Annotated in this window: 11 protein-coding genes and 1 pseudogene; 2 read left to right on the forward strand and 10 right to left on the reverse strand. The window is 74.8% G+C overall.

The genetic code is table 11. The features are described from left to right. Positions 1-3 precede the first annotated feature (3 nt). The 4 genes and pseudogenes from aceA to ACQEVS_RS06380 form a co-directional block, all read right to left on the reverse strand. Positions 4-1,305, reverse strand: a complete 1,302-nt coding sequence (gene aceA, locus ACQEVS_RS06365; protein WP_433016371.1) for an isocitrate lyase — start codon at positions 1,303-1,305, stop codon at positions 4-6. Positions 1,306-1,391: 86 nt separating this feature from the next. After that, a pseudogene (locus tag ACQEVS_RS06370) lies at positions 1,392-4,730 on the reverse strand (type I polyketide synthase); the annotation flags it as partial. An 89-nt stretch (positions 4,731-4,819) separates the two neighbouring features. Further along, complete coding sequence (locus ACQEVS_RS06375; protein ID WP_433016374.1) at positions 4,820-11,029, reverse strand: type I polyketide synthase; 6,210 nt, start codon at positions 11,027-11,029, stop codon at positions 4,820-4,822. Positions 11,030-11,220: 191 nt separating this feature from the next. Continuing rightward, complete coding sequence (locus tag ACQEVS_RS06380) at positions 11,221-12,195, reverse strand: beta-ketoacyl-ACP synthase III (RefSeq protein ID WP_433016377.1); 975 nt, start codon at positions 12,193-12,195, stop codon at positions 11,221-11,223. Between the two features lie 798 nt (positions 12,196-12,993). On the opposite strand from ACQEVS_RS06380, the gene ACQEVS_RS06385 reads away from it, so the two are divergent. Then, complete coding sequence (locus ACQEVS_RS06385; RefSeq protein ID WP_433016382.1) at positions 12,994-13,401, forward strand: helix-turn-helix domain-containing protein; 408 nt, start codon at positions 12,994-12,996, stop codon at positions 13,399-13,401. A 181-nt stretch (positions 13,402-13,582) separates the two neighbouring features. Here ACQEVS_RS06385 and ACQEVS_RS06390 read toward each other — a convergent pair whose 3' ends face one another. Genes ACQEVS_RS06390 through ACQEVS_RS06415 form a run of 6 tightly spaced genes read right to left on the reverse strand, consistent with a single transcriptional unit; the run spans position 13,583 to position 18,101 of the window. After that, positions 13,583-14,524 (reverse strand): SDR family NAD(P)-dependent oxidoreductase, encoded by a 942-nt coding sequence (locus ACQEVS_RS06390; protein ID WP_433016385.1) that lies wholly within the window; start codon positions 14,522-14,524, stop codon positions 13,583-13,585. Positions 14,525-14,580: 56 nt separating this feature from the next. Further along, positions 14,581-14,754 (reverse strand): hypothetical protein, encoded by a 174-nt coding sequence (locus tag ACQEVS_RS06395; protein WP_433016388.1) that lies wholly within the window; start codon positions 14,752-14,754, stop codon positions 14,581-14,583. Next, the gene (locus ACQEVS_RS06400) at positions 14,751-15,584 is read right to left on the reverse strand and encodes an SDR family oxidoreductase (protein ID WP_433016391.1); all 834 of its coding nucleotides are present in this window, start codon (positions 15,582-15,584) and stop codon (positions 14,751-14,753) included. The genes ACQEVS_RS06395 and ACQEVS_RS06400 overlap by 4 nt, the downstream gene beginning before the upstream one ends. Continuing rightward, positions 15,581-16,906 carry an NAD(P)/FAD-dependent oxidoreductase gene (locus ACQEVS_RS06405; RefSeq protein ID WP_433016394.1) on the reverse strand — a complete coding sequence of 442 codons (1,326 nt, stop codon included), beginning with the start codon at positions 16,904-16,906 and terminating at the stop codon, positions 15,581-15,583. Before ACQEVS_RS06405 ends, ACQEVS_RS06400 begins: the two co-directional genes overlap by 4 nt. Positions 16,907-16,965: 59 nt before the next feature. Further along, the gene (locus tag ACQEVS_RS06410; protein WP_433016397.1) at positions 16,966-17,856 is read right to left on the reverse strand and encodes a class I SAM-dependent methyltransferase; all 891 of its coding nucleotides are present in this window, start codon (positions 17,854-17,856) and stop codon (positions 16,966-16,968) included. Next, positions 17,853-18,101, reverse strand: coding sequence for an acyl carrier protein (locus ACQEVS_RS06415; RefSeq protein ID WP_004946046.1), 249 nt, complete (start codon positions 18,099-18,101; stop codon positions 17,853-17,855). Before ACQEVS_RS06415 ends, ACQEVS_RS06410 begins: the two co-directional genes overlap by 4 nt. 577 nt (positions 18,102-18,678) lie before the next feature. Between ACQEVS_RS06415 and ACQEVS_RS06420 the strand changes: the two genes are divergently transcribed. Continuing rightward, positions 18,679-19,755, forward strand: a complete 1,077-nt coding sequence (locus ACQEVS_RS06420; protein WP_433016401.1) for a 3-oxoacyl-ACP synthase III family protein — start codon at positions 18,679-18,681, stop codon at positions 19,753-19,755. Positions 19,756-19,778 lie beyond the last annotated feature (23 nt).

Raw genomic sequence — 19,778 nt, forward strand, 5'->3', positions numbered from 1 at the left:
CGCTCAGAGCGCCGGGTGGAACTGCTCCTCCTCGGTGGAGCCGGTCAGGGCGGTGGTGGACGAGTCCGGGTTGAGCGCGGTGGTGACGAGGTCGAAGTAGCCGGTGCCGACCTCGCGCTGGTGGCGGACGGCGGTGAAGCCGTCGGCCTGCGCGGCGAACTCCCGCTCCTGCAGATCGACATAGGCGGTCATGCCGTGCGCGGCGTAGCCGCGGGCGAGGTCGAACATCGCGTGGTTGAGGGAGTGGAACCCCGCCAGGGTGATGAACTGGAACCGGTAGCCCATCGCCCCCAGTTCCCGCTGGAACTTGGCGATCCGGTCGTCGTCCAGGGCCGCCTTCCAGTTGAAGGACGGCGAGCAGTTGTAGGCCAGCATCGTGTCCGGGTACTCGGCGTGGATCGCCTCGGCGAAGGCGCGCGCCTCGTCGAGGTCCGGAGTGCCGGTCTCCATCCACAGCAGGTCGGCGTAGGGGGCGTAGGCGAGGCCGCGGGCGATGACGGGGGCCATGCCCGCCTCGACGCGGTAGAAGCCCTCGGCGGTGCGCTCGCCGGTGCAGAAGCGGGCGTCGCGCTCATCGACGTCGCTGGTCAGCAGATTCGCGGCGAGGGCGTCGGTGCGCGCGACGATCAGGGTGGGCACATCGGCGATGTCGGCCGCCAGACGGGCGGCGTTGAGGGTACGCACGTGCTGCGCGGTGGGGACGAGGACCTTGCCGCCCAGGTGACCGCACTTCTTCTCCGACGCCAACTGGTCCTCGTAATGGATGCCCGCCGCGCCGGCCGCGATCATCGCCTTGGTCAGCTCGAACGCGTTCAGCGGACCACCGAAACCGGCCTCCGCGTCCGCCACGATCGGCGCCAACCAGTCCACCGAGGAATCCCCCTCGGCCGTAGCGATCTGATCGGCCCGCAGCAGCGCGTTGTTGATCCGCCGCACCACCCGCGGCACCGAGTTCGCCGGGTACAGACTCTGGTCCGGATACGTCTGCCCCGCCACATTCGCGTCCGCCGCCACCTGCCAGCCCGACAGGTAGATCGCCCGCAACCCCGCCCGCACCTGCTGCACCGCCTGACCACCGGTCAACGCACCCAACGCGTGCACGTAGTCGCGCTCGTGCAACTCCCGCCACAACCGCTCCGCCCCACGACGGGCGAGAGTGTGCTCCTCACGCACACTGCCCGACAGCCGCACGACGTCCTCCGCCGAGTACGTCCGCTCCACCCCCTTCCACCGGGGGTCGGTCGTCCAGCGGCGGGTGAGCTCCGCGGCGGTGGTGGGGGCCGTCGGCGGGGGGTTGTGGGACATCGGGGACTCCTCGTCGCATCGGTGGTGGGGGGCCGTCAGGCACGTCGTGGCGGGTCGGTGCGGACCCGGTCGAACCAGGCTCCGAGGACGCGGGCGGTCGTGGGGGCCCGGTCCTCCAGGATCGAGAAGTGGTCGGCCGGGACGGGTTCGGTCGCGTCGGCGGCCTTCCAGGTGGGGTCGACGGGGGCGCCGTGGGACGCCTCGGGGGCCACGGCCCGTACGGCGAGCGTCGGGACGTCGGCCTCCACCGGCTCCCACTCGGCGTAGAGGCGCACATAGGCGCCCATGGCCATGAGGTTCTCGTCGTTGACCACCACGCCCGTGGGATCCCGGTCGAGGATCTCGCTCATCGCCCAGACGAACAGGGCCTCCCGCTCCCCCGCGTCGTCGATGTCGTACGTGTCGATCATCGCGACGCCCTGCACCCGGGTGCCGGACCGCAGCAGGCGTTCGGCGACCGCGCGGGCCATCAGCCCGCCCACGGAGTGGCCGACGAGGAAGAACGGCGCGCCCGCGGCGGCCTCGGCGGTGGCCTCGGCCATGGCGTCGACGGCGGCCGACCACGACTTCGGGAGCGGCGCGGACCTGCCGAAGCCCGGCAGGACGAGGGCGGACGTCCGCAGCCGGGGCCGCAGTTCGGCGGCCAAGCGGGCGAACTGGTGGGGTCCCGAGCCCGCGAGGAACGACGGGACGCAGACCACCACCGGGTCCGGGGTGCCGTCCGCGACCAGGACCGAGCGCGCGCCGCCGGTCAGTTCCGCGGTCGAGGCGAAGGACGGCTGGAAGCGGGACGCCGCCGCCAGCAGCGGTACGGCCTCGGCGATGGCGTGTTCGACGTGGGCGCGGCGCAGCAGCTGGGTGTACGTACCGCCGCGGCGGATCTCCCCCTCGGCGGGGGCGGCGGGGGCGGCGGGCCGCTCCGGGGCACGCTCGGGCGCGCGCTCGGTCAGCCAGTAGCGCTGCCGCTGGAACGGGTAGGTGGGCAGCGGGACGGCGCGTGCGCCGCGGCCGTCGAACAGCGGCGTCCAGTCGACGCGTACGCCGCCGACGTGGGCCTGGGCGAGGGAGCGGAGGAACGCGGTGCGCCCGGGGGCCGCGCCCCTGCCCGTCGAAGCGCCCCCACCCGTCGGCCGGGTGATCAGGAAGTCGTCCGGGTCGCCGCCCACGGCGGAGACGGCCGCGGTGAGCGCGTCGGTGAGCGTCGGCCGGAGGCCGATGTCCAGGAACGCCTGGAAGCCCTCGGCCAGCCTCGCGCGCACGCTCTCGACGAGCGGCTCCGCGGAAGCGGGCGCGTCCGCCACGGCCCGCGCCGCCTCGGTCAGCGTGCGCCGTCCGGCGATCACCTCGGCCGCGACCTCCCCGCCCGGCGCGGCCAGGACGGCGTCGGGCTCGACGCCGTACGCGCGCCAGAGCGCCGCCAGCGACACCGACACGGCGAAGGAGACGGCCCGTTCCAGGGCGGGGGTGCGGACGGCGCCGGGCGCGCCTTCGAGGGCGTCGAGCACGTTCCCGTCGGTGTACGGGGCGAGCGCCGCCGCGCACTCCTCCATGCGGCGGGCGAACGCCGGTTCCGTGGAGACGAGTTCGCGTATCCCTTCCGTGCGCCGCCCGTCGGGGCCCTGTACGACGAAGGCGACGCTTCCGGGGCGGGCCCGGGTGGGCAGCAGTACCTCGGGGGCCGCCTGGCCGGCGGCGACGCGGTCGAGGCCGGCGAGCAGGTCGTCGCGCGTACGGCCGACGACCGCCGCGCGGTGGGAGAGCGTCGCGCGCGTGGTCGCCAGCGAGAACGCCAGGTCCAGCGGGTCTGCGTCCGGGTGCTCGCGCACCCACTCCGCCAACCGCCGCGCCTGCGCGGCCAGTCCGGACGGCATCCGGCCGGACACCGTCCAGACGAGCGGCGCGTCACCGGACCGCTCGGACCGTTCCGATACCGTCCGTACCAGCGGCGCGTCACCCGACCGCTCGGACCGTTCCGATACCGTCCGTACCAGCGGCGCTTCACCCGACCGCTCGGACCGTTCGGACACCGTCCGTACCAGCGGCGCTTCACCCGACCGTCCAGCCCGTTCGGACACCGTCCCTACCAGCGGCGCGTCATCGGACCGTTCGGAAGCCGGTTCCTCGGCGGCCGCCGGCGGCTCCTCGACGATCACGTGGGCGTTCGTCCCGGACGCGCCGAAGCTCGACACCCCGGCGCGGCGCGGCCGTTCGGACGAGCGCGGCCACGCCTGCTCCTCCGTGAGGAGCCGCACCCGGCCCCGCGACCAGTCCACCTTCCCCGTCGGACGATCGACGTGCAGCGTCGCCGGCAACCGCTCCGCCCGCAGCGCGCCGATCATCTTGATGATGCCGCCCACACCCGCCGCCGCCTGCGTGTGCCCGATGTTGGACTTCAACGATCCCAGCCACAAAGGGCGTTGCTCCGGGTCCCCGTACGCGGCCTGGAGCGCCTGGACCTCGATCGGATCCCCGAGCGTCGTCGCCGTCCCGTGGCCCTCCACCGCGTCCACGTCCCCCGCCGACAGCCCGGCGTCCGCCAGCGCCGCGCGGATCACTCGCTCCTGGGCCGGGCCGTTGGGGGCCGTCATGCCGTTGCTGGCGCCGTCCTGGTTGATCGCCGAGCCGCGCAGCACCGCGTGCACCCGGTGCCCGTTCCGCCGCGCGTCCGACAGCCGTTCCAGGATCAGGACGCCCATGCCCTCGGCCCAGCCCGTGCCGTCGGCCGCGTCGGCGAAGGCGCGGCAGCGGCCGTCCGGGGACAGCGCGCGCTGCCGGGAGAACTCCACGAACACGCTGGGCGTGGCGAGGACCGTGACGCCGCCCACGACGGCCAGCGAGGACTCGCCGCGGCGCAGCGACTGCATCGCGAGATGGGTGGCCACGAGCGACGACGAGCAGGCCGTGTCGACGGTCAGCGCAGGGCCCTCGAACCCGAACGTGTAGGCCACCCGGCCGGAGACGAAGCTGCCGAGCGTGCCGGTGCCCCAGCGGCCGGCGACCTGGTCGGCGCGGGAGCGCGCCACCCAGGCGTAGTCCTGGAACATCGCGCCGGCGAACACGCCGGTGGCGCTGCCGCGCAGGCTCTCCGGGTCGATCCCGGCCTCCTCCAGGGCCTCCCAGGTGCCTTCGAGGAGCAGCCGCTGCTGCGGGTCCATCGCCAGCGCGTCGCGGCGGCCGACGTTGAAGAAGCGGGGGTCGAACTCGGTGGCCGTGGACAGGAATCCGCCGGTGCGGACGTAGCTCGTCCCGGGGTGGGCGGGGTCCGGGTGGTAGACGGCGTCCATGTCCCAGCCGCGGTCCTCGGGGAAGCCGGTGATCGCGTCGCGGCCCTCGGCGACCAGCCGCCACAGCGCCGCGGGCGAGTCGGCGTCGCCCGGGTAGCGGCAGGCCATGCCGACGACGGCGACGGGGTCGGCGGCGGTCGCGTTCCGCCGCTTCAGCCGGGCGTTCTCCTTCATGGCCGCCCGGAGGGCCGCCACAAGGTCGTGGTTGTCGACGGTCATCTCTCGTTCCCTCATTCGTCGCCGCCGCGCAGTGCCAGGCGGACCAGGGTCTCGGTGTCCATGGCGTCGAGCGCCGCTTCCTCGTCGTCCGCGCTCTCTGGGGCGGGCTCCTCCGCGTCCGGGAACAGCCCCGCCTGGAGGAGCGCGGCGACGGCCCGCGGGGTGGGGTGGTCGAACACCGCGGTCACGGGCAGCCGCAGGCCGGTGACGACGCCGAGGCGGTTGCGGAGCTGGACGGCGCCCAGGGAGTCGAAGCCGAGCTCGCCGAACGGCCGGTCGGGGCCCACGGCGTCCGGTCCCGGGTACCGCAGCACGGTCGCGATCTCGCTCCGGACGAGGCGCAGGAGCGCCCGTGCGCGCTCCTTGCCCGTGCGGGCGGTGAGGTCGGCGAGGAGCGCGGCGGGTCCTCCGGAGGTCCCGCCGGGCCGGGCCGCGGCCGGGGCCAGGGAGCGCAGCACGGCCGGCAGCGTCCCCGCCTCCGCCTGGGCGCGCAGGGCGGCCGTGTCCAGCCGGGCGGCCAGCGGGGCGGGGTCGGCGGAGCCGAGGGTGGCGTCGAAGAGGGCCAGGCCCTCGTCGGCGGAGAGGGCGCGTACGCCGTCCCGGGCGAGCCGTGCGGTGTCCGCGCCGCTGAGGTGGCCGGTCATGTCGCTGCGTTCCGCCCACAGGCCCCAGGCGACGGAGACCGCCGGCAGTCCCTGGGCGCGGCGCAGCCGGGCGAGGGTGTCCAGGAAGGTGTTGGCGGCGGCGTAGTTGGCCTGGCCCGGGCCGCCGAGGGCGCCGGCGAGGGAGGAGAAGAGGACGAACGCCGTCAGGTCGAGGCCGAGGTCGCGCGTCAGCTCGTGCAGGTGCCAGGCGGAGTCCGCCTTGGCGCGCAGCACGCGCTCCAGCTGCCCGTCGGTCAGGGAGGTGACCAGCGCGTCGTCCAGGACGCCGGCGGCGTGCAGGACGGCGCGTACCGGGCGGTCGGCGGGTACGGAGGCGAGGAGCCGGGCCAGGGCGTCGCGGTCGGACACGTCACAGGCGGCGATCCTGATGTCGGCGCCCTGGGCGGTGAGTTCGGCCGCGAGGTCGCGGGCGCCCGGGGCGTCGGGGCCCCGGCGGCCGGCGAGCAGCAGGTGCCGGACGCCGTGCCGGGCGACGAGGTGCCGGGCCACCAGGGCGCCCAGGCCGCCGGTGCCGCCGGTGATCAGGACGGTCGCCTCCGGGTCGAAGGGCGTGCCGGCCGCGCCCCGGCCCCGGGCGGCCCGGGGGACGAGCAGCGCCCCTTCGCGGACGGCGAGTTGGGGCTCGCCCAGGCCCAGGGTGCGGGCGAGCTCAGCGGGGCCGGCGGTCGAGTCGAGGTCGACGAGGGCGAACCGGTCCGGGTGTTCGGCCTGGGCGCTGCGCACCAGGCCCCACACGGCGGCGGCCTCCGGGGCGAGGCGGGCGTCGTCGCCGGGGCGGGCGGCCACGGCCGTGCGGGTGACGAACGCCAGGCGCGGCCCGTCGCCGCCGGGACGGGTGCCGCCGGTGACCGCCGGCCGCTCGTCCGCCTGCCACTCCCGCAGCAGGGCCAGGACGCGGCCGGTCAGCGCGCAGGCGGCGGCGGGCGGCGCGACGCCCTCGGGCGGGCTGACGGGGACGACGACCCAGCGGACGCCCGGATCCGGGGTGTCCGGGTCGTACGCGGGGAACGGCCAGGGCTCCTCGGTGCTCTTGAGGACCGCCACACTCCCGGGCGGCGGCGGTACGGGCGTCCCGGCGGCGGGCGTCCACGCGACGGTGAACAGGCAGTCGGCGGCCACCGGGCGGGCCGCGGCGAGCCGGTCGGCCGTGACCGGCCGGGCGAGGACCGACTCCACGGACGCGACGAGGCGTCCCTCCGCGTCGTGCGCGGTCATCCGCACGGCGTCCCCGCCGGCGGGCGCGAGCCGCACCCGGAGTTCCCGGGGCGCGCTCCCGCCGTCCGGCAGCCGGACCCCCGACCAGGCGAACGGCAGCAGCGCCGCGCCGGGCGGCGCGCCTTCCGTACGGTCGGCGAGGGCGGCGTGGAAGGCGGCGTCGAGGAGCGCTGGGTGCAACAGGTGGCGGGCGTCGGGGGCTTCGCCGCCCGCGTCGAGGACGACGTCAGCGGCGATCCCGTCCGCGTACCGCCAGGCGGAGCGGACGCCCCGGAACCAGGGGCCGTACTCGACGCCGCACTCGGCGAGGCGGGCGTAGAGGCCGTCGAGGGCGAGGGGGTGGCGCCTTCGGGGGCCAGACGGCGGGGCGCGGTGTGGCGGCCGAAGGGTGCGCGAGCGGCGCGGAGCCGCCCGCCTCGGGCTCGGACCCGGCGGCCGCGGACCCGCCGGAACGGGGTGCCGGACTCCCGGCCTCCTGCGCGGAGACCGGGGTCGCTCCGGCCCGCGCGGCACCGCCCTCCGACACATCGTCCGCGGACCCGCCGGAACGGGGTGCCGGACTCCCGGTCTCCTGCGCGGAGACCGGGGTCGCTCCGGCCCGCGCGGCACCGCCCTCCGACACATCGTCCGCAGACCCGCCGGAACGGGACACGGCGTCCGCCCCTCCGGCCCGGAACGCGCCGCCCGCGGGCGTCGGCACGCGATGGCCGATCTCCCCCGTACGAGACACGACAGCAGCCGACTCCCGTACGGCGGCCGTGGCTTCCCCGGTCCGCGCGGCATCCGCCGCTGTCCCGGCCGGCGGGCTCGGCCGGACCGCGGCCCCGCCGGCTCCCGGCGTGCCGGGCACCGGCTCGGCGGGCCGGAGCGCGGGGTTCCCCGGTGCCGGCGGGAAGTCCGCGGATTCCGTTGCCCCCACCGGCGTCCCCGCCGCGAGCACCCCCGAAGCCGTCCGTGTCCAGCCGTCCGCGCCGTCCTCCGCGTGCAGGGTGAACGCGGCACGCCCGGCGGCGTCCGGTTCCGCGACGTGCAGTTGCAGGGCGCAGCCGCCGTCGCGGACCAGGAGGGGGATTCCAGGGTCAGTTCCTCGACGACGGGTGTGCCCAGCCGGGTGCCCGCGGTCGCGGCGAGTTCCAGCAGGGCCGTCCCGGGGACGACGATTTCGCCGTGGACGGTGTGGTCGGCGAGCCAGGGGTGGCGTTCCGGGGAGACGTGGCCGGTGAACAGGTGGCCGCCGCCCGCTGCCAGGGGGACGCGGCCCGCGAGGAGCGGGTGGCGGGCCGGGGTCAGGCCGGTCGCGCGGAGGTCGCCCGCCTCGGCCCTGGCGCCGGTGGCGGGCCAGAAGCGCCGGCGCGTGAAGGCGTAACCGGGGAGGTCGACGCGGCGCGGGGCGGCGTGCGCGTACGTCGGGGACCAGTCCACGTCGACGCCGCCCGCGTACGCCTCGGCGAGGGAGCGCAGGAAGTCGTCCGGTTCGCCGTGGCCTCGCTGGAGGGTGCCGACGACGAGGCCGGAACCGGCCGGGCCGGTGTCGTCGAGGATCTGGCCGACCGGCGCGGTGAGCACCGGGTGCGGGCTGATCTCGACGAAGACCCGGTAGCCGGTGCCGGCCATGTGCCGCAGGGTCTCCTCGAAGAGGACCGGCCGGCGCAGGTTGGTGTACCAGTAGTCCGCGTCGAGCCCGGCCGTGTCGGCGGGCCGCGCGGTGACGGTGGAGTGGAAGGGGACGCCGGCCGTCCGGGGACGTACCGGGGCGAGAGCGGCGGCCAGTTCCTCACGGACGCCCTCGACCTGCGGTGAGTGGGAGGCGTAGTCGACGGGGATCCGCCGCACCCACACCCCGTCGGCGGAGCACTCCTCGTACAGCTCGTCCAGCGCCTCCGCCGGGCCCGAGACGAGCACCGAGGAGCGGCTGTTGACCGCGGCGACGGAGAGTCCGCCGTCGAGCGCGGCGAGCCGGGCCCGGACGTCCTCCACCGGTTCCGCGACGGACAGCATGCCGCCGCCGGTGCCGAGGCCGCGGATCGCCTTGCTGCGCAGGGCGACGATCCGGGCCGCGTCGTCGAGGGTCAGCGCCCCCGCGACGTACGCGGCGGCGATCTCGCCCTGCGAGTGCCCGACGACCCCGTCGGGTTCGACGCCGTGGGCGCGCCAGAGGGCGGCGAGCGACACCATGACGGCGAACAGCACGGGCTGGACGACGTCCACGCGGTCGAGCGGGGGCGTGCCGGGGACGCCCTTGACGACGTCGAGCAGGTTCCAGTCGGTGTACGGGGCGAGCGCCGCCGCGCAGCGCTCCATCTCCGCCGCGAACTCCGGTGCGGAGGCGAGCAGTCCGGTGGCCATGCCCTCCCATTGGGAGCCCTGGCCGGGGAAGACGAACGCGATCCGGCCGGCGGGCCCGCCCTCGTGAACGGCCGGGCCGCCGGTCGCGACGCGGTCGAGGGCGGCCAGCAGGTCTGCGCGGGTACGGCCGACCACCGCCGCGCGGTGCGGCAGCTTCGCGCGCGTCGTCGCCAGCGAGAACGCCACGTCCAGCGGCTCGGCGTCCGGGTGCTCGCGCACCCACTCGCCCAACTTCCGTGCCTGCGCGGCCAGTCCGGTGGGGGTGCGGCCCGAGACCGGCCACACCAGCGGAGCATCGGCGGACCGGGCGGAAGCCGGTTCCTCGGCGACCGCCGGCGGCTCCTCGACGATCACGTGGGCGTTCGTCCCGGACGCGCCGAAGCTCGACACCCCCGCACGGCGCACCCGTCCGTCCGTACGCGGCCACGGCCGTTCCTCGGTGAGGAGCCGCACCCGGCCCCGCGACCAGTCCACCTTCCCCGTCGGACGATCGACGTGCAGCGTCGCCGGCAGCCGCTCCGCCCGCAGCGCGCCGATCATCTTGATGATGCCGCCCACACCAGCCGCCGCCTGCGTATGCCCGATGTTGGACTTCAACGAGCCCAGCCACAACGGGCGTTGACCGGTGGCACCGTACGCGGCCTGGAGCGCCTGGATCTCGATCGGGTCCCCGAGCGTCGTCGCCGTGCCGTGGCCCTCGACCGCGTCCACGTCCGCCGCCGTCAGTCCGGCGTCGGCCAGGGCCGCGCGGATCACCCGTTCCTGGGCCGGGCCGTTGGGCGCGGTCAGGCCGTTGCTGGCGCCGTCCTGGTTGATCGCCGAGCCGCGCAGCACCGCGTGCACCCGGTGCCCGTTCCGCCGCGCGTCCGACAGCCGTTCCAGGACCAGGACCCCGAGGCCGTCGGAGAAGCCGGTGCCGTCGGCCGCGTCGGCGAAGGCGCGGCAGCGGCCGTCCGGGGAGACGGCCCGCTGGCGGGAGAACTCCCGGTAGACGGTGGGGGTGGCGGCGATGGTGACGCCGGCGACGACGGCCAGCGTGGACTCGCCGCGGCGCAGCGACCGCATCGCCAGGTGGGCGGCGACCAGGGACGACGAGCAGGCCGTGTCGACGGTCAGCGCCGGGCCCTCGAAGCCGAACGTGTAGGCCACCCGGCCGGAGGCGACGGCCGGGAGGGTGCCGATGCCCCAGTAGCCCTGGAGGTTCCGGCCGTCGGCGTGGGCGATGTAGCTGTAGTCGACGCCGGAGACGCCGGCGAACACCCCGGTGCGGGAGCCGCGCAGGCCGGCGGGGTCGAGGCCGGCGTCCTCGAACGCCTCCCAGGTGCCTTCGAGGAGCAGCCGCTGCTGCGGGTCCATGGCGAGGGCCTCGCGCGGGCTGATGCCGAAGAACTCGGCGTCGAAGTCGGCGGCGCCGCGGACGAAGCCGCCGTGCCGGGTGGTGGTGGTGCCGGGGTGGTCGGGGTCGGGGTGGTGCAGCTCGTCGAGGGGCCAGCCGCGGTCCTCGGGGAAGCCGGTGATCGCGTCGCGGCCCTCGGCGACCAGCCGCCACAGCGCGGCGGGCGAGTCGGCGTCGCCCGGGTAGCGGCAGGCCATGCCGACGACGGCGACGGGGTCGGTGTCCGTTTCCGGCGCGGGGTCCTCGGCGGGGGCGTCCTCTGCGGGGGCGTCCTCGGCGGCGTCGAAGCCGAGCCTGCCGAGCAGTTCGCCCGCCACGGCCCGCGGGTTGGGGTGGTCGAACAGCAGGGTCAGCGGCAGGTCGAGGCCGAAGGCGCGGCTCAGCCGGCCGGTGAGTTCCAGCGCGGCGAGCGAGTTGTAGCCGTAGTCGAGGTAGGCGCGGTGCGGATCGATGGTGTCGGGCGTCCGGCCGAGGAGGTCCGCCGTCTCGGCGAGCACGGCGTCCAGGACCCTGCGCAGGCGGTCGCCGGGCGCGGCCTCGGCCATCTGCCCGGCGAGGGTGCCGGCGGCGCGGCCGCCGTCGGATTCCGCAGTACTCACGTGCATCCCCTCGCTGACGTGCTCTCGGGTTCGAACTTTGCGGTCGTTCTGTCGGGTCGTTCTCTCGGGTCGGGCTATCGGGGTCGTTCTCTCGGCCGGGCTATCGGACGTTCAAGTCGGTCTCCGGTCGTCGCGTCGCGCCCGGCCCTCCTCCCCCGGCCCTCCTCCCCCGGCCGGCCGTCGCGCCCGGCTCAGGGGCAGCGGACGACCTGTGCGGCGTAACTGAGGCCCGCCCCGAAGCCCATGAGCAGCACGGGGTCACCGGACCTGATCTCACCGAGGTCGATGAGGCGGGACAGGGCCAGCGGGACGGACGCGGCGGAGGTGTTGCCGGTGTGGACGATGTCGCGGCCGACGGCGGCCCGGTCGGCGCCCAGGCGTTCGGCCAGCCGCTCGATCATGCGCAGGTTGGCCTGGTGGGTGACGAAGCCGCGCAGCTCGGCGGGGGCCAGGCCGGCCCGGGCGCAGGCTTCCTCGGCGACGGCCACGAGTTCGGTGGTCACCCAGCGGTAGACGGCCTGGCCGCGCATCGTCACGCTGCCGTGCCGGTCGGGGATGGCGACCAGGCCGGCCTGGTCGCCGTCGCCGCCCCAGACGACCGGGTGGATGCCGGGGCGTTCGTCGGCGACGACGACCGCGGCGCCGGCGCCGTCGGCGAAGACGGTGGCGGTGTCGACGTCGGTGGGGTCCACCCAGTCGGTCATCCGCTCGGCGCCGATGACGAGGGCCCGCCGGCTGGTGCCGGAGCGCACCAGTCCGTCGGCGACGCCGAGCGCGTAACAGAAGCCCGCGCAGGCGGCGTTGACGTCGAAGGCGGCGATGCGGGGGACGCCGAGGAGGGCGGCCACCGAGGCGGCTCCGTTGGGCATGGGCGAGGGCAGCGAGCAGGTGGCGAGGACCAGCAGGTCGACGTCGGCGGGGGTGAGGCCGGCGGCGGAGAGGGCCTTACCGGCCGCGGTGGCGGCCATGGACTGCACCGAGTCGCCGGCGCCCGCGAAGCGGCGTTCGCGGATGCCGACGCGGCGTTCGATCCACTCGGCGGAGACGCCGAGGGGCGCGCCGAGCGTCTCGTTGTCGACGATCCGCTGGGGGCGGACGCCGGCGACGGCCGCGATGCGGGAGCCGGGGGAACCGGGAAAGGGCGACTGTGGGGGCGGCGTGATCACGGTGGGCTCACCTCGTCGGGTCGGCGGCGGGGGACGGCGGGACGGGCGGGTGGCCCGGGACCTCCGTGCCGGCTGGTGGGTGCGGTCGCGCCCGCCGGTGGGCGGGGTGCCGCCGCGTCGTGTCGGGCCCGGAGCGGCCGAGGTGTCCGAAGCGCCGGAAGCCCGCGAAGCGCCCGCCGGGCCCGGCCGCGGTACGGCCGGGGCGGCGGAAACGGCCGGGTGGCCGCGGCCGGCGTACGCCCCCGGCTTCCGGTGGCGCGGTCCGCCGCGGCGCGCCGCCCGCCGGGGCGCCCGACCGGCCGGGGGCGGTGGGCGCCGCCCGTCGGGCCCCGGGCGCCCCAACGGGTTACCGCTGGGCACACGCCGTACCGGACGACCCCGCCCGGCGTCCCGCCGCGGCCCGGCCGGCGGGGTCTTCGGGCATGATCCGAAAGCTTGTATCGGGCCCCTCCTCGTCCTAGGCTTCGCGAGCGGGGCGAATCGCCCGTAGCCACCGCGAGGTTCCGACCGATCACATTTCAATCTTGAACCGCCGTCCGGGAGTTGTCCGAAGCTCCCGGCCCCTCCGGTGGCCGCGGGGAACGGTTGACGAGGGGGTGGGCCACCACTGGCAGGAGCGGCCGTCGAGGCCGCGTCGAACGACATCAGGCCGAAGGGGGAATGGCCGATCGTGTCCGTGTTTCCGCGACTCCGCAGAACGACGCCGGCACATCCGTGCGCCGCGAGGCTCGACCGCCTCTTACAGACCTCCTGCCTTCTCTCCTTCGGCGGACATTCCCTCGAGGAGTTGGGAAGCACATGAACGGGGAACACGGGGTGAATCCTTCGCCGAAACGTCTCGTCGAGACGACCGCCGAAAACGCCGCCGCAGGACCGTCGACGGTCCCGGCCCCAGGACCCTCGACGGTCCAGGCCCCGGGACGGGGAGCCTCCCCGCTGCCGGGCGGCGGCCTGGACAAGGGCGTACCGCGATCGGCCCTGCGGGCGCTCACCCCGCGGGAACGCGAGGTGCTGAGCGTGCTGCCGAGCGGCGAGGGCAACGTTGCCATCGCCCGCCGCCTGGGCATCGCCGAGCGGACTGTCAAGGCCCATCTCACCAGCATCACCAGGAAGTTGGGGCTGCGCTCCCGGGTGGAGGCGGCGCTGCTGTCGGCCGAGTGGGCCGACGAGCTGCGGGCCGACCGGGCGGACGCGGACCGGACGTAGCGGAGCGGGCGGGGGAACGGGGGCGGCGGGCACGGGCGGCACCTCCTCCATGTGGACTGTCCTTTCCCGGACGGCGGATGGTTGACGGGGGCGGACCGGGCCTCGCGACACGGATCCCGTACGGCGCGGGCGGCCCCGCGGGTCACCGGCGCCGGCTCGCGCCGGTGACCCGTCCGGCCCGCTACCCGCGGGCCGCGCCGTCGACCGCCTTGGTCAGCCGGTGCATGCGCGTGGCCAAGCTCATCCGGCCCTCCAGGCGGAACGCCGGCGGGCGCCGCCCGTCCACGTCCGCGAAGCCGTACTCGACCGCCAGGTCGCCGGTGCTGAGCACCTGCCCCGACTTCTCGCCGACGTCCGGGTCGGCGAGCAGCGCGGCGACGGCCCGGCCCACGTACTCCGGGGAGTGCACCACCGCCGCCGGGCCGCTGCCCATCAGCTCCCAGGCGGCGGCCACCCGTTCGGTGCGGACGAAGCCGGGGTGCAGCGACAGCGCGGCGACGCCGCGCTTGCGCAGGTCGGCGGCCATGCCGCGGCACATCCGGTCGGCGGCGGACTTGAACACGTCGTAGCCGACCTGGCCGAGGTAGATGTCGCCGTCGGTGAAGCTGATGCCCACCACGAGGCCGCGGTCCTGCTCGAACATCAGCGGGACGAGGCGGCGGGTGACGTCGTACTGCCCGCGCAGCGACGCCTCGAACAGCTCGTAGCGCCACATCGGCTGGTCCCAGAAGGGGGCGTCGAAGCGGACGTCGGCGGAGCGTTCGTAGCCGCCCCAGGCGTTGTTGACGAGCAGGTCGAGCCGGCCGTGGTCGGCGCGGATCCGGTCGGCGAGCGCCTCGTTGTCGGCGGCGGTGCCGTGGTCGCAGCGGAGGGCCACGCCCTTGCCGCCGCGCGCGGTGACCTCGTCGGCGGTGTCGTCGACGGTGCCGGGCAGGTCCTCGGTGCGCGCGCCGCCCCGGGTGCTGCGGCCCGTCACGTAGACGGTGGCGCCGGCGGCGCCCAGCGCGAGGGCGATGCCGCGGCCCACGCCCCGGCTGGCGCCCGTCACCACGGCCACCTTCCCCGACAGGTCCGGCGGGGTCCAGTCGTCGGTCGCCGTGGACTCGCCGGTCGCTTCGGTCATCGCTCTGTCCTCCGTGGGGGGTTGGTGATCCGGGCTGGTGTCCCGCACGCGGCCGGCTAGGCGAGGTGCCGGGCCGCGTAGGCGAGGGTGGTGGCGTACGCGGCGGTGTCGTCGACCGGCGGCAGGCCGTAGCGGTCCCGGAGTTCGGGCATCGAGGTGGGCAGGACGCCGCCGCTGCACCGGGTGACCTCGCTGACGTCGCGCAGCACGGACAGGTACGAGCGGGTCATCGGCGGCTGGTCGGCGATGGCCCGGGGGCGAGGCCGTCGGCGTCCAGCAGCGGCGGGACGGTGAGGTGGCGGCCGCGTTCGGCCGCCTGCTTCACGACGATCCCGACGCAGGTCTCGACGTCCATGGCCGCAGAGCCCAGGGTGACCCACCACTCACCCTCGTCGTCGCCGTGCTCGATCGCCCGCAGCACCGCCTTGGACAGCAGGTCCTGGGGGACGAAGTCCATTCGGATGCCCGGGTGGATGGGCAGGAAGGGGGCGCGGCCGCGACCCAGCCAGTCCGACATCTGCTGGACGATCTGCGGGTGGGAGGTCCAGCCGGTGACCGAGTCGCCGATGAGGTTGGTGGGGCGGTAGATGGCGTGCGGGATGCCGGAGGAGCGCAGGAGTTCCTCGGCGGCCCGCTTGGAGGTGATGTAGTTCCGGCACACGTTCTCCGCGCGCAGCGGCACGGGAGCGGTGTCCGCGAGCGCCGCCACGAACGCCGTGCTCATGAAGTGCACGGGCGCGCCCGCCTCCCGGGCGAACTCGATCACCCGGCGGGTGCCCTCGACGTTGACGGGCGCGTAGCGCTCGGCGGGCAGTCCCCACTCCGTGAGGCCGGCGGAGTGGATCACGACGTCGACGCGGGCGGCGAGTTCGGCGTAGGCGTCGGCGTCGAGGCCCAGCCGGTCCTTGGTGACGTCGCAGCGCACCACGGGCTCGGTGGCGTCGGGCACGGTGGCCGCGCGGGCGGCCGGCAGCAGGCGGACGTCGGCGGACTCGCGGAGCAGGGAGCGGCCGACGACGCCGGTGGCGCCGGTGAGGAGGACGGTGCGGCGGGCGCTCACGGCCGCGACTCCTTCCAGTTCATGAGCCGCGTCGCGGCGCGCGCCCCGATGTAGAGGGCGGGTTCGGGCGGGAACGAGGCGGGCGGGCGGCGCCGTCCGTCGTCCACGAAGAGGAGCCGCGAGTGCGGGGTGTCCTTGCCGAGCGTCAGGTCGCGGAGGACCTTTCCGCCGGTGTGGGTGGCGGCGATACCGTTGCCGCAGTAGCCGTACCCGTAGAGGACCCGGCCGCCGGCGAGCGTGCCGAAGTGCGGCGCGTAGTCGCGGACGACGTCGGCCGTCCCGCCATAGGCGTAGCTGAACTCCACGTCCGCCCACATCGGGAAGAACCGCAGGAACTCGCGGTGGATGGCGCGGTAGACCTCGGGCCGGTTCATGTTCCGCTGCCGCTTGTCCCGGCCCCAGTAGTACGGGGCGGGCCCGCCGGCGAACATGATCCGGTTGTCGTGGGTGAACCGGGCGCAGGTGAGCAGGGACTTGGCCTCCACCAGGCCCTCGCGGCCCGCCCACGGGACACGGGCGAGCTGGGCGTCGGTGAGCGGCTCGCTCACCATGGCGTACGTCCAGATCGGCACGACCTTGCGGCGGAACGGCGGGAAGGCGTCCATGTGCACATTGGTGGCGAGGACCACCTTGTCGGCCTTCACCCGGCCGCCGGCGGTGACGACGACGGGCCGGACGCCCGGCTCGACGCGCAGGCACGGGGTCCGGTCGTAGAGCGTGACGCCCTTCTCGCGGACCACCCGGGCCAGCCCGCGGGCCAGTTTGAACGGGTTGACCAGCGCGCCGCCGGTGCGCATGCCGGCCGCGACGGCGGGCGAGCCGACGACGGACATCGCCTCGTCGCGGGACATGATCTCGGGGGGCGCGGCGCCCATCCGGACGGCGAGGTCGCGGTCCTCCTCCAGCCGCCGGAGCTGGGCGGCGTCGGTGGCCACCATCAGGTAGTCGGTGGCCTCGTACTCGGCGTCGACCTTGTTCTTCCGCGTGAAGCGGCCGATCTCCAGGATCGACCGGCCGACCGCCTGGGACGCCTCCAGGGCGCGCTGCTCGCCGAATTCCCTGACCAGCGCCTGGATGTCCTTGCCGATGGTGGGCGTGACGAATCCGTCGGCGCGGCCCGAGGCGCCGTAGCCGGAATGGTGGGCCTCGACGATGCGGATGTCGAGGGCCGGCTCGGCCTCTTTCAGGAAATAGGCCGTCCACAGTCCGGTGAATCCGCCGCCCACGATGCAGACGTCGCATTCGACGGATTCCCGCAACGGGGGGCCGGGGGTGACCGGTTCGGTGTCGTGCCAGTACACGACATGCTTGTACGCGTTCAATGAGTGCTCCTCAACGGCCCGCCGGACCGCTTTCGCGATGGCCCTTTCCTGGCGGCTGCTCAGACGGCTTCGAAGACGATGCGCGAGAGACCCAGGTGGCGGTTGGTGAAATGGCCGACCGTCGCGCCCAGATACCGCTCGTAGTCGGCGACGTTCTTCTCACCGGCGAGGGCGACCGCCTCCTCCCGCCGCGCCCGCAGCCGGTCGAGCCATTCCCCGCAGGTCCGGGCGTAGTGGTCCGGGTCGTTGCGCAGCCGGACCACGTCGAACCGTTTTTCCGCGGCCTCCAGCACCTCGGCGAGTGCCGGGATCTCGGATTCCGGGAAGATGTGGTCGATGATGAACATCAGATCGCGGACGGTCCGTTTGTCCATCCGCACGTTGTTGCCCTTGACGTTGGTCTGGAGGGCGATCCGGCCGCCGGCGGGCAGCCAGGAGCGGCAGCGCTCGAAGAACTCCCGGTAGGCGGCGACGCGCTCGGCGCGGCTCAGCCCGGTGCGGGCGAAGTGCTCGAACGCGCCGATGGAGACGATCGCGTCGTAGGGCTCCGCCGGCTCGTGGTCGAGCCAGTTCTCCACCCGCACCTCGGTGCGCGGCAGGGCGCGCCCGCGCAGCAGCTCCGCCTGGCTTTCGCTGAGCGTGAGGCCCACCGCGTGCCCCACGCCGTGCACGGTCACCAGGCGCTCCAGCAGGCTGCCCCAGCCGCAGCCGACGTCGAGCACCCGCCCGGCGCCGGCCGCCCGCGCGCCCTCGACCAGGTGGTCCAGCTTGCGCCGCTGGGCCGCCTCCAGGGTGTCGGACGCCGCGTCGGGGCCGTCGTCCCAGAGAGCGCAGGTGTAGGTCATGGACGCGTCGAGCCACAGCGCGAAGAAGTCGTTCGACAGGTCGTAGTGGTGGCGGATGGCCTCCGCGGTGGCGCCCGAATACCCCGGTTGGGCGGTTGCGGTCACGCCGCGCTGCCCGACTTGGTCTCCTCGGCGAGCCGCACCAGGTCGCCCACGGTCTTCACGCTCGCGGCCTTGGACGGGTCGAACTCGATGTCCAGGTCGTCCTCGATCGAGTAGACGATGTCGGCGATCTGCAGGCTGGACAGTCCGACCGAGTCGAAGGCGGTGTCGGCGTTCAGCACATGCGCGTCCGCCTTGCCGCCGAGCTTCTTGGCGATACGGGCGCAGACCTCTTCAGCAGTGATCACGAGACAGCCTTTCCGATCATTTCCGATGATTCCGGTGCGCGGTGACCGAATGCCCGGGATGAGTGCGTGTGGTGGGGGGTGTTCCGGCGGTCGCGAGACGGACGCCGCGTGGAACGGTGGTGCGGATGCTCGGGAATTGTCCGCGAGGTTCACACCCGGAAGGAATTCCAGCGGTTTTCCGGACGCCGCTGTACGCGATTCCGAACCTTTCCGTGCGCGTTTTCGCGCACGGTCCCGTGCACACTCGGCCCGCCCCGCCGCGGAACGCCGCCGGCCCTTCCGGCCGTTCGCGTCCCGGCCGGGAGCGGTAACCGCCACGGTCCTCGCGACCAGTGGCTCCGGCATGGGTGTCACCGACCTTACCCAGCCATCCGACGGCCCTCCATTGCCCTTTAGGGCAATGATCAACAGCCGCGGCGGATTGCTGGCGAAAAAGGACCCGAGGTGTTTTCCTTGCTCGGTACGAGCGGCCCGGACCGAGCCCGTGACCGTCCTGGACCCGGCATGCCCGCCACCGCGCCGGCCGGCCACGGACGGGCGGCGCACCGGCCGTGAGCAGGCGTCGAAAGGACCCGCCATGCAGCCCGACGGCACCGTCGGCATCGTCGGTATTGTTGATTTCGGCAGCTACCTCCCCGGGAACGTCGTCGGCCCCGAGTTCTTCCGGGACCCGGACGCGCCCGTCGACCCCCTCGCCGAGATACCGCTGTTCAAGGTGCCGGCGACCCGTCACCACGTGACGCGGGACGAGCGGGCGGCCGACATGATCGCCAAGGCGGCCCGGCCGGTCTTCGAGCGCCTCGGCGTGGACCCGGCCGGCCGGGTGGACGTCCTGCTCACCAACGTCCTCTTACCGGACGAGGCGTTCATGGGCGTCGGGGCGCAGGCCGCGCACCGGCTCGGCATCAGCCCCGAGTGGATCGTGGACCTGCACAACACGGGCTGCGGCTCGTTCATGTACATGATGGCGCTGGCGCAGAAGATCATGGCCGGCGGCGGGGCGCGCACCGCGCTCATCGCCAATGTGCAGAACACCGCCGGGCAGGTCTTCGCCCAGTCCGAGGTGCGCCGGAAGCCGCACGCGGCCGTGGCCGGGGACGGGTGCGGCGTCGCCTATCTGGAGGCGGGCGGCGGTTCGCCGATCCTGGGGGTACGGACCCTGAACGTCCCCGAGCACTCCTTCGACCTGGGGCTGCGGACGCCCGACGGGCGCAAGTACTGGGAACCGGGCGGCGGTCAGATGGACATCGCCTTCGACCCGACGCGGCAGACCGAGATCCTGGAGCGGGGCAACCGGCTGGTGCCCGAGCTGGTCGGGAAGCTGTGCGCGGACCTCGGGGTGGCGACCGACGCCGTGGACGTGCTGGTCACCAACCAGCCCAACCGGATCTTCCTGAAGAACTGGCGCGGCGCCCTGGGCATACCGGAGGAGCGCCACCTCGACACCTTCGACCGGTACGGCAACCTGTACGGCGCGGCCGTGCCCGTCACGCTCGATCGGGCGGTCCGGGAGGGCCGGTTGCGCGACGGCGACCTGGTGGTGATGTCCGGCTTCGCGCACGCGGGCGACTTCGCGTCGGCGGCGGCGGTGCGCTGGCACGGCGGCGCCGCGCCCTCCGGCCCGTCCCCTGACGCGTCCCCCGGCACCGCATGAGCCGGCGGATCCGGCGGTGCTCC

This window comes from Streptomyces sp. CA-181903 (assembly GCF_050937075.1).
GTDB lineage: Bacteria > Actinomycetota > Actinomycetes > Streptomycetales > Streptomycetaceae > Streptomyces.

What these genes read in the sequence shown, in the direction of transcription:
- aceA (WP_433016371.1), bottom strand. Translation starts at nt 1,305, where the DNA reads ATGTCCCACAACCCCCCGCCGACGGCCCCCACCACCGCCGCGGAGCTC.
- ACQEVS_RS06385 (WP_433016382.1), top strand. Translation starts at nt 12,994, where the DNA reads ATGAACGGGGAACACGGGGTGAATCCTTCGCCGAAACGTCTCGTCGAG.
- ACQEVS_RS06390 (WP_433016385.1), bottom strand. Translation starts at nt 14,524, where the DNA reads ATGACCGAAGCGACCGGCGAGTCCACGGCGACCGACGACTGGACCCCG.
- ACQEVS_RS06395 (WP_433016388.1), bottom strand. Translation starts at nt 14,754, where the DNA reads ATGACCCGCTCGTACCTGTCCGTGCTGCGCGACGTCAGCGAGGTCACC.
- ACQEVS_RS06420 (WP_433016401.1), top strand. Translation starts at nt 18,679, where the DNA reads ATGCAGCCCGACGGCACCGTCGGCATCGTCGGTATTGTTGATTTCGGC.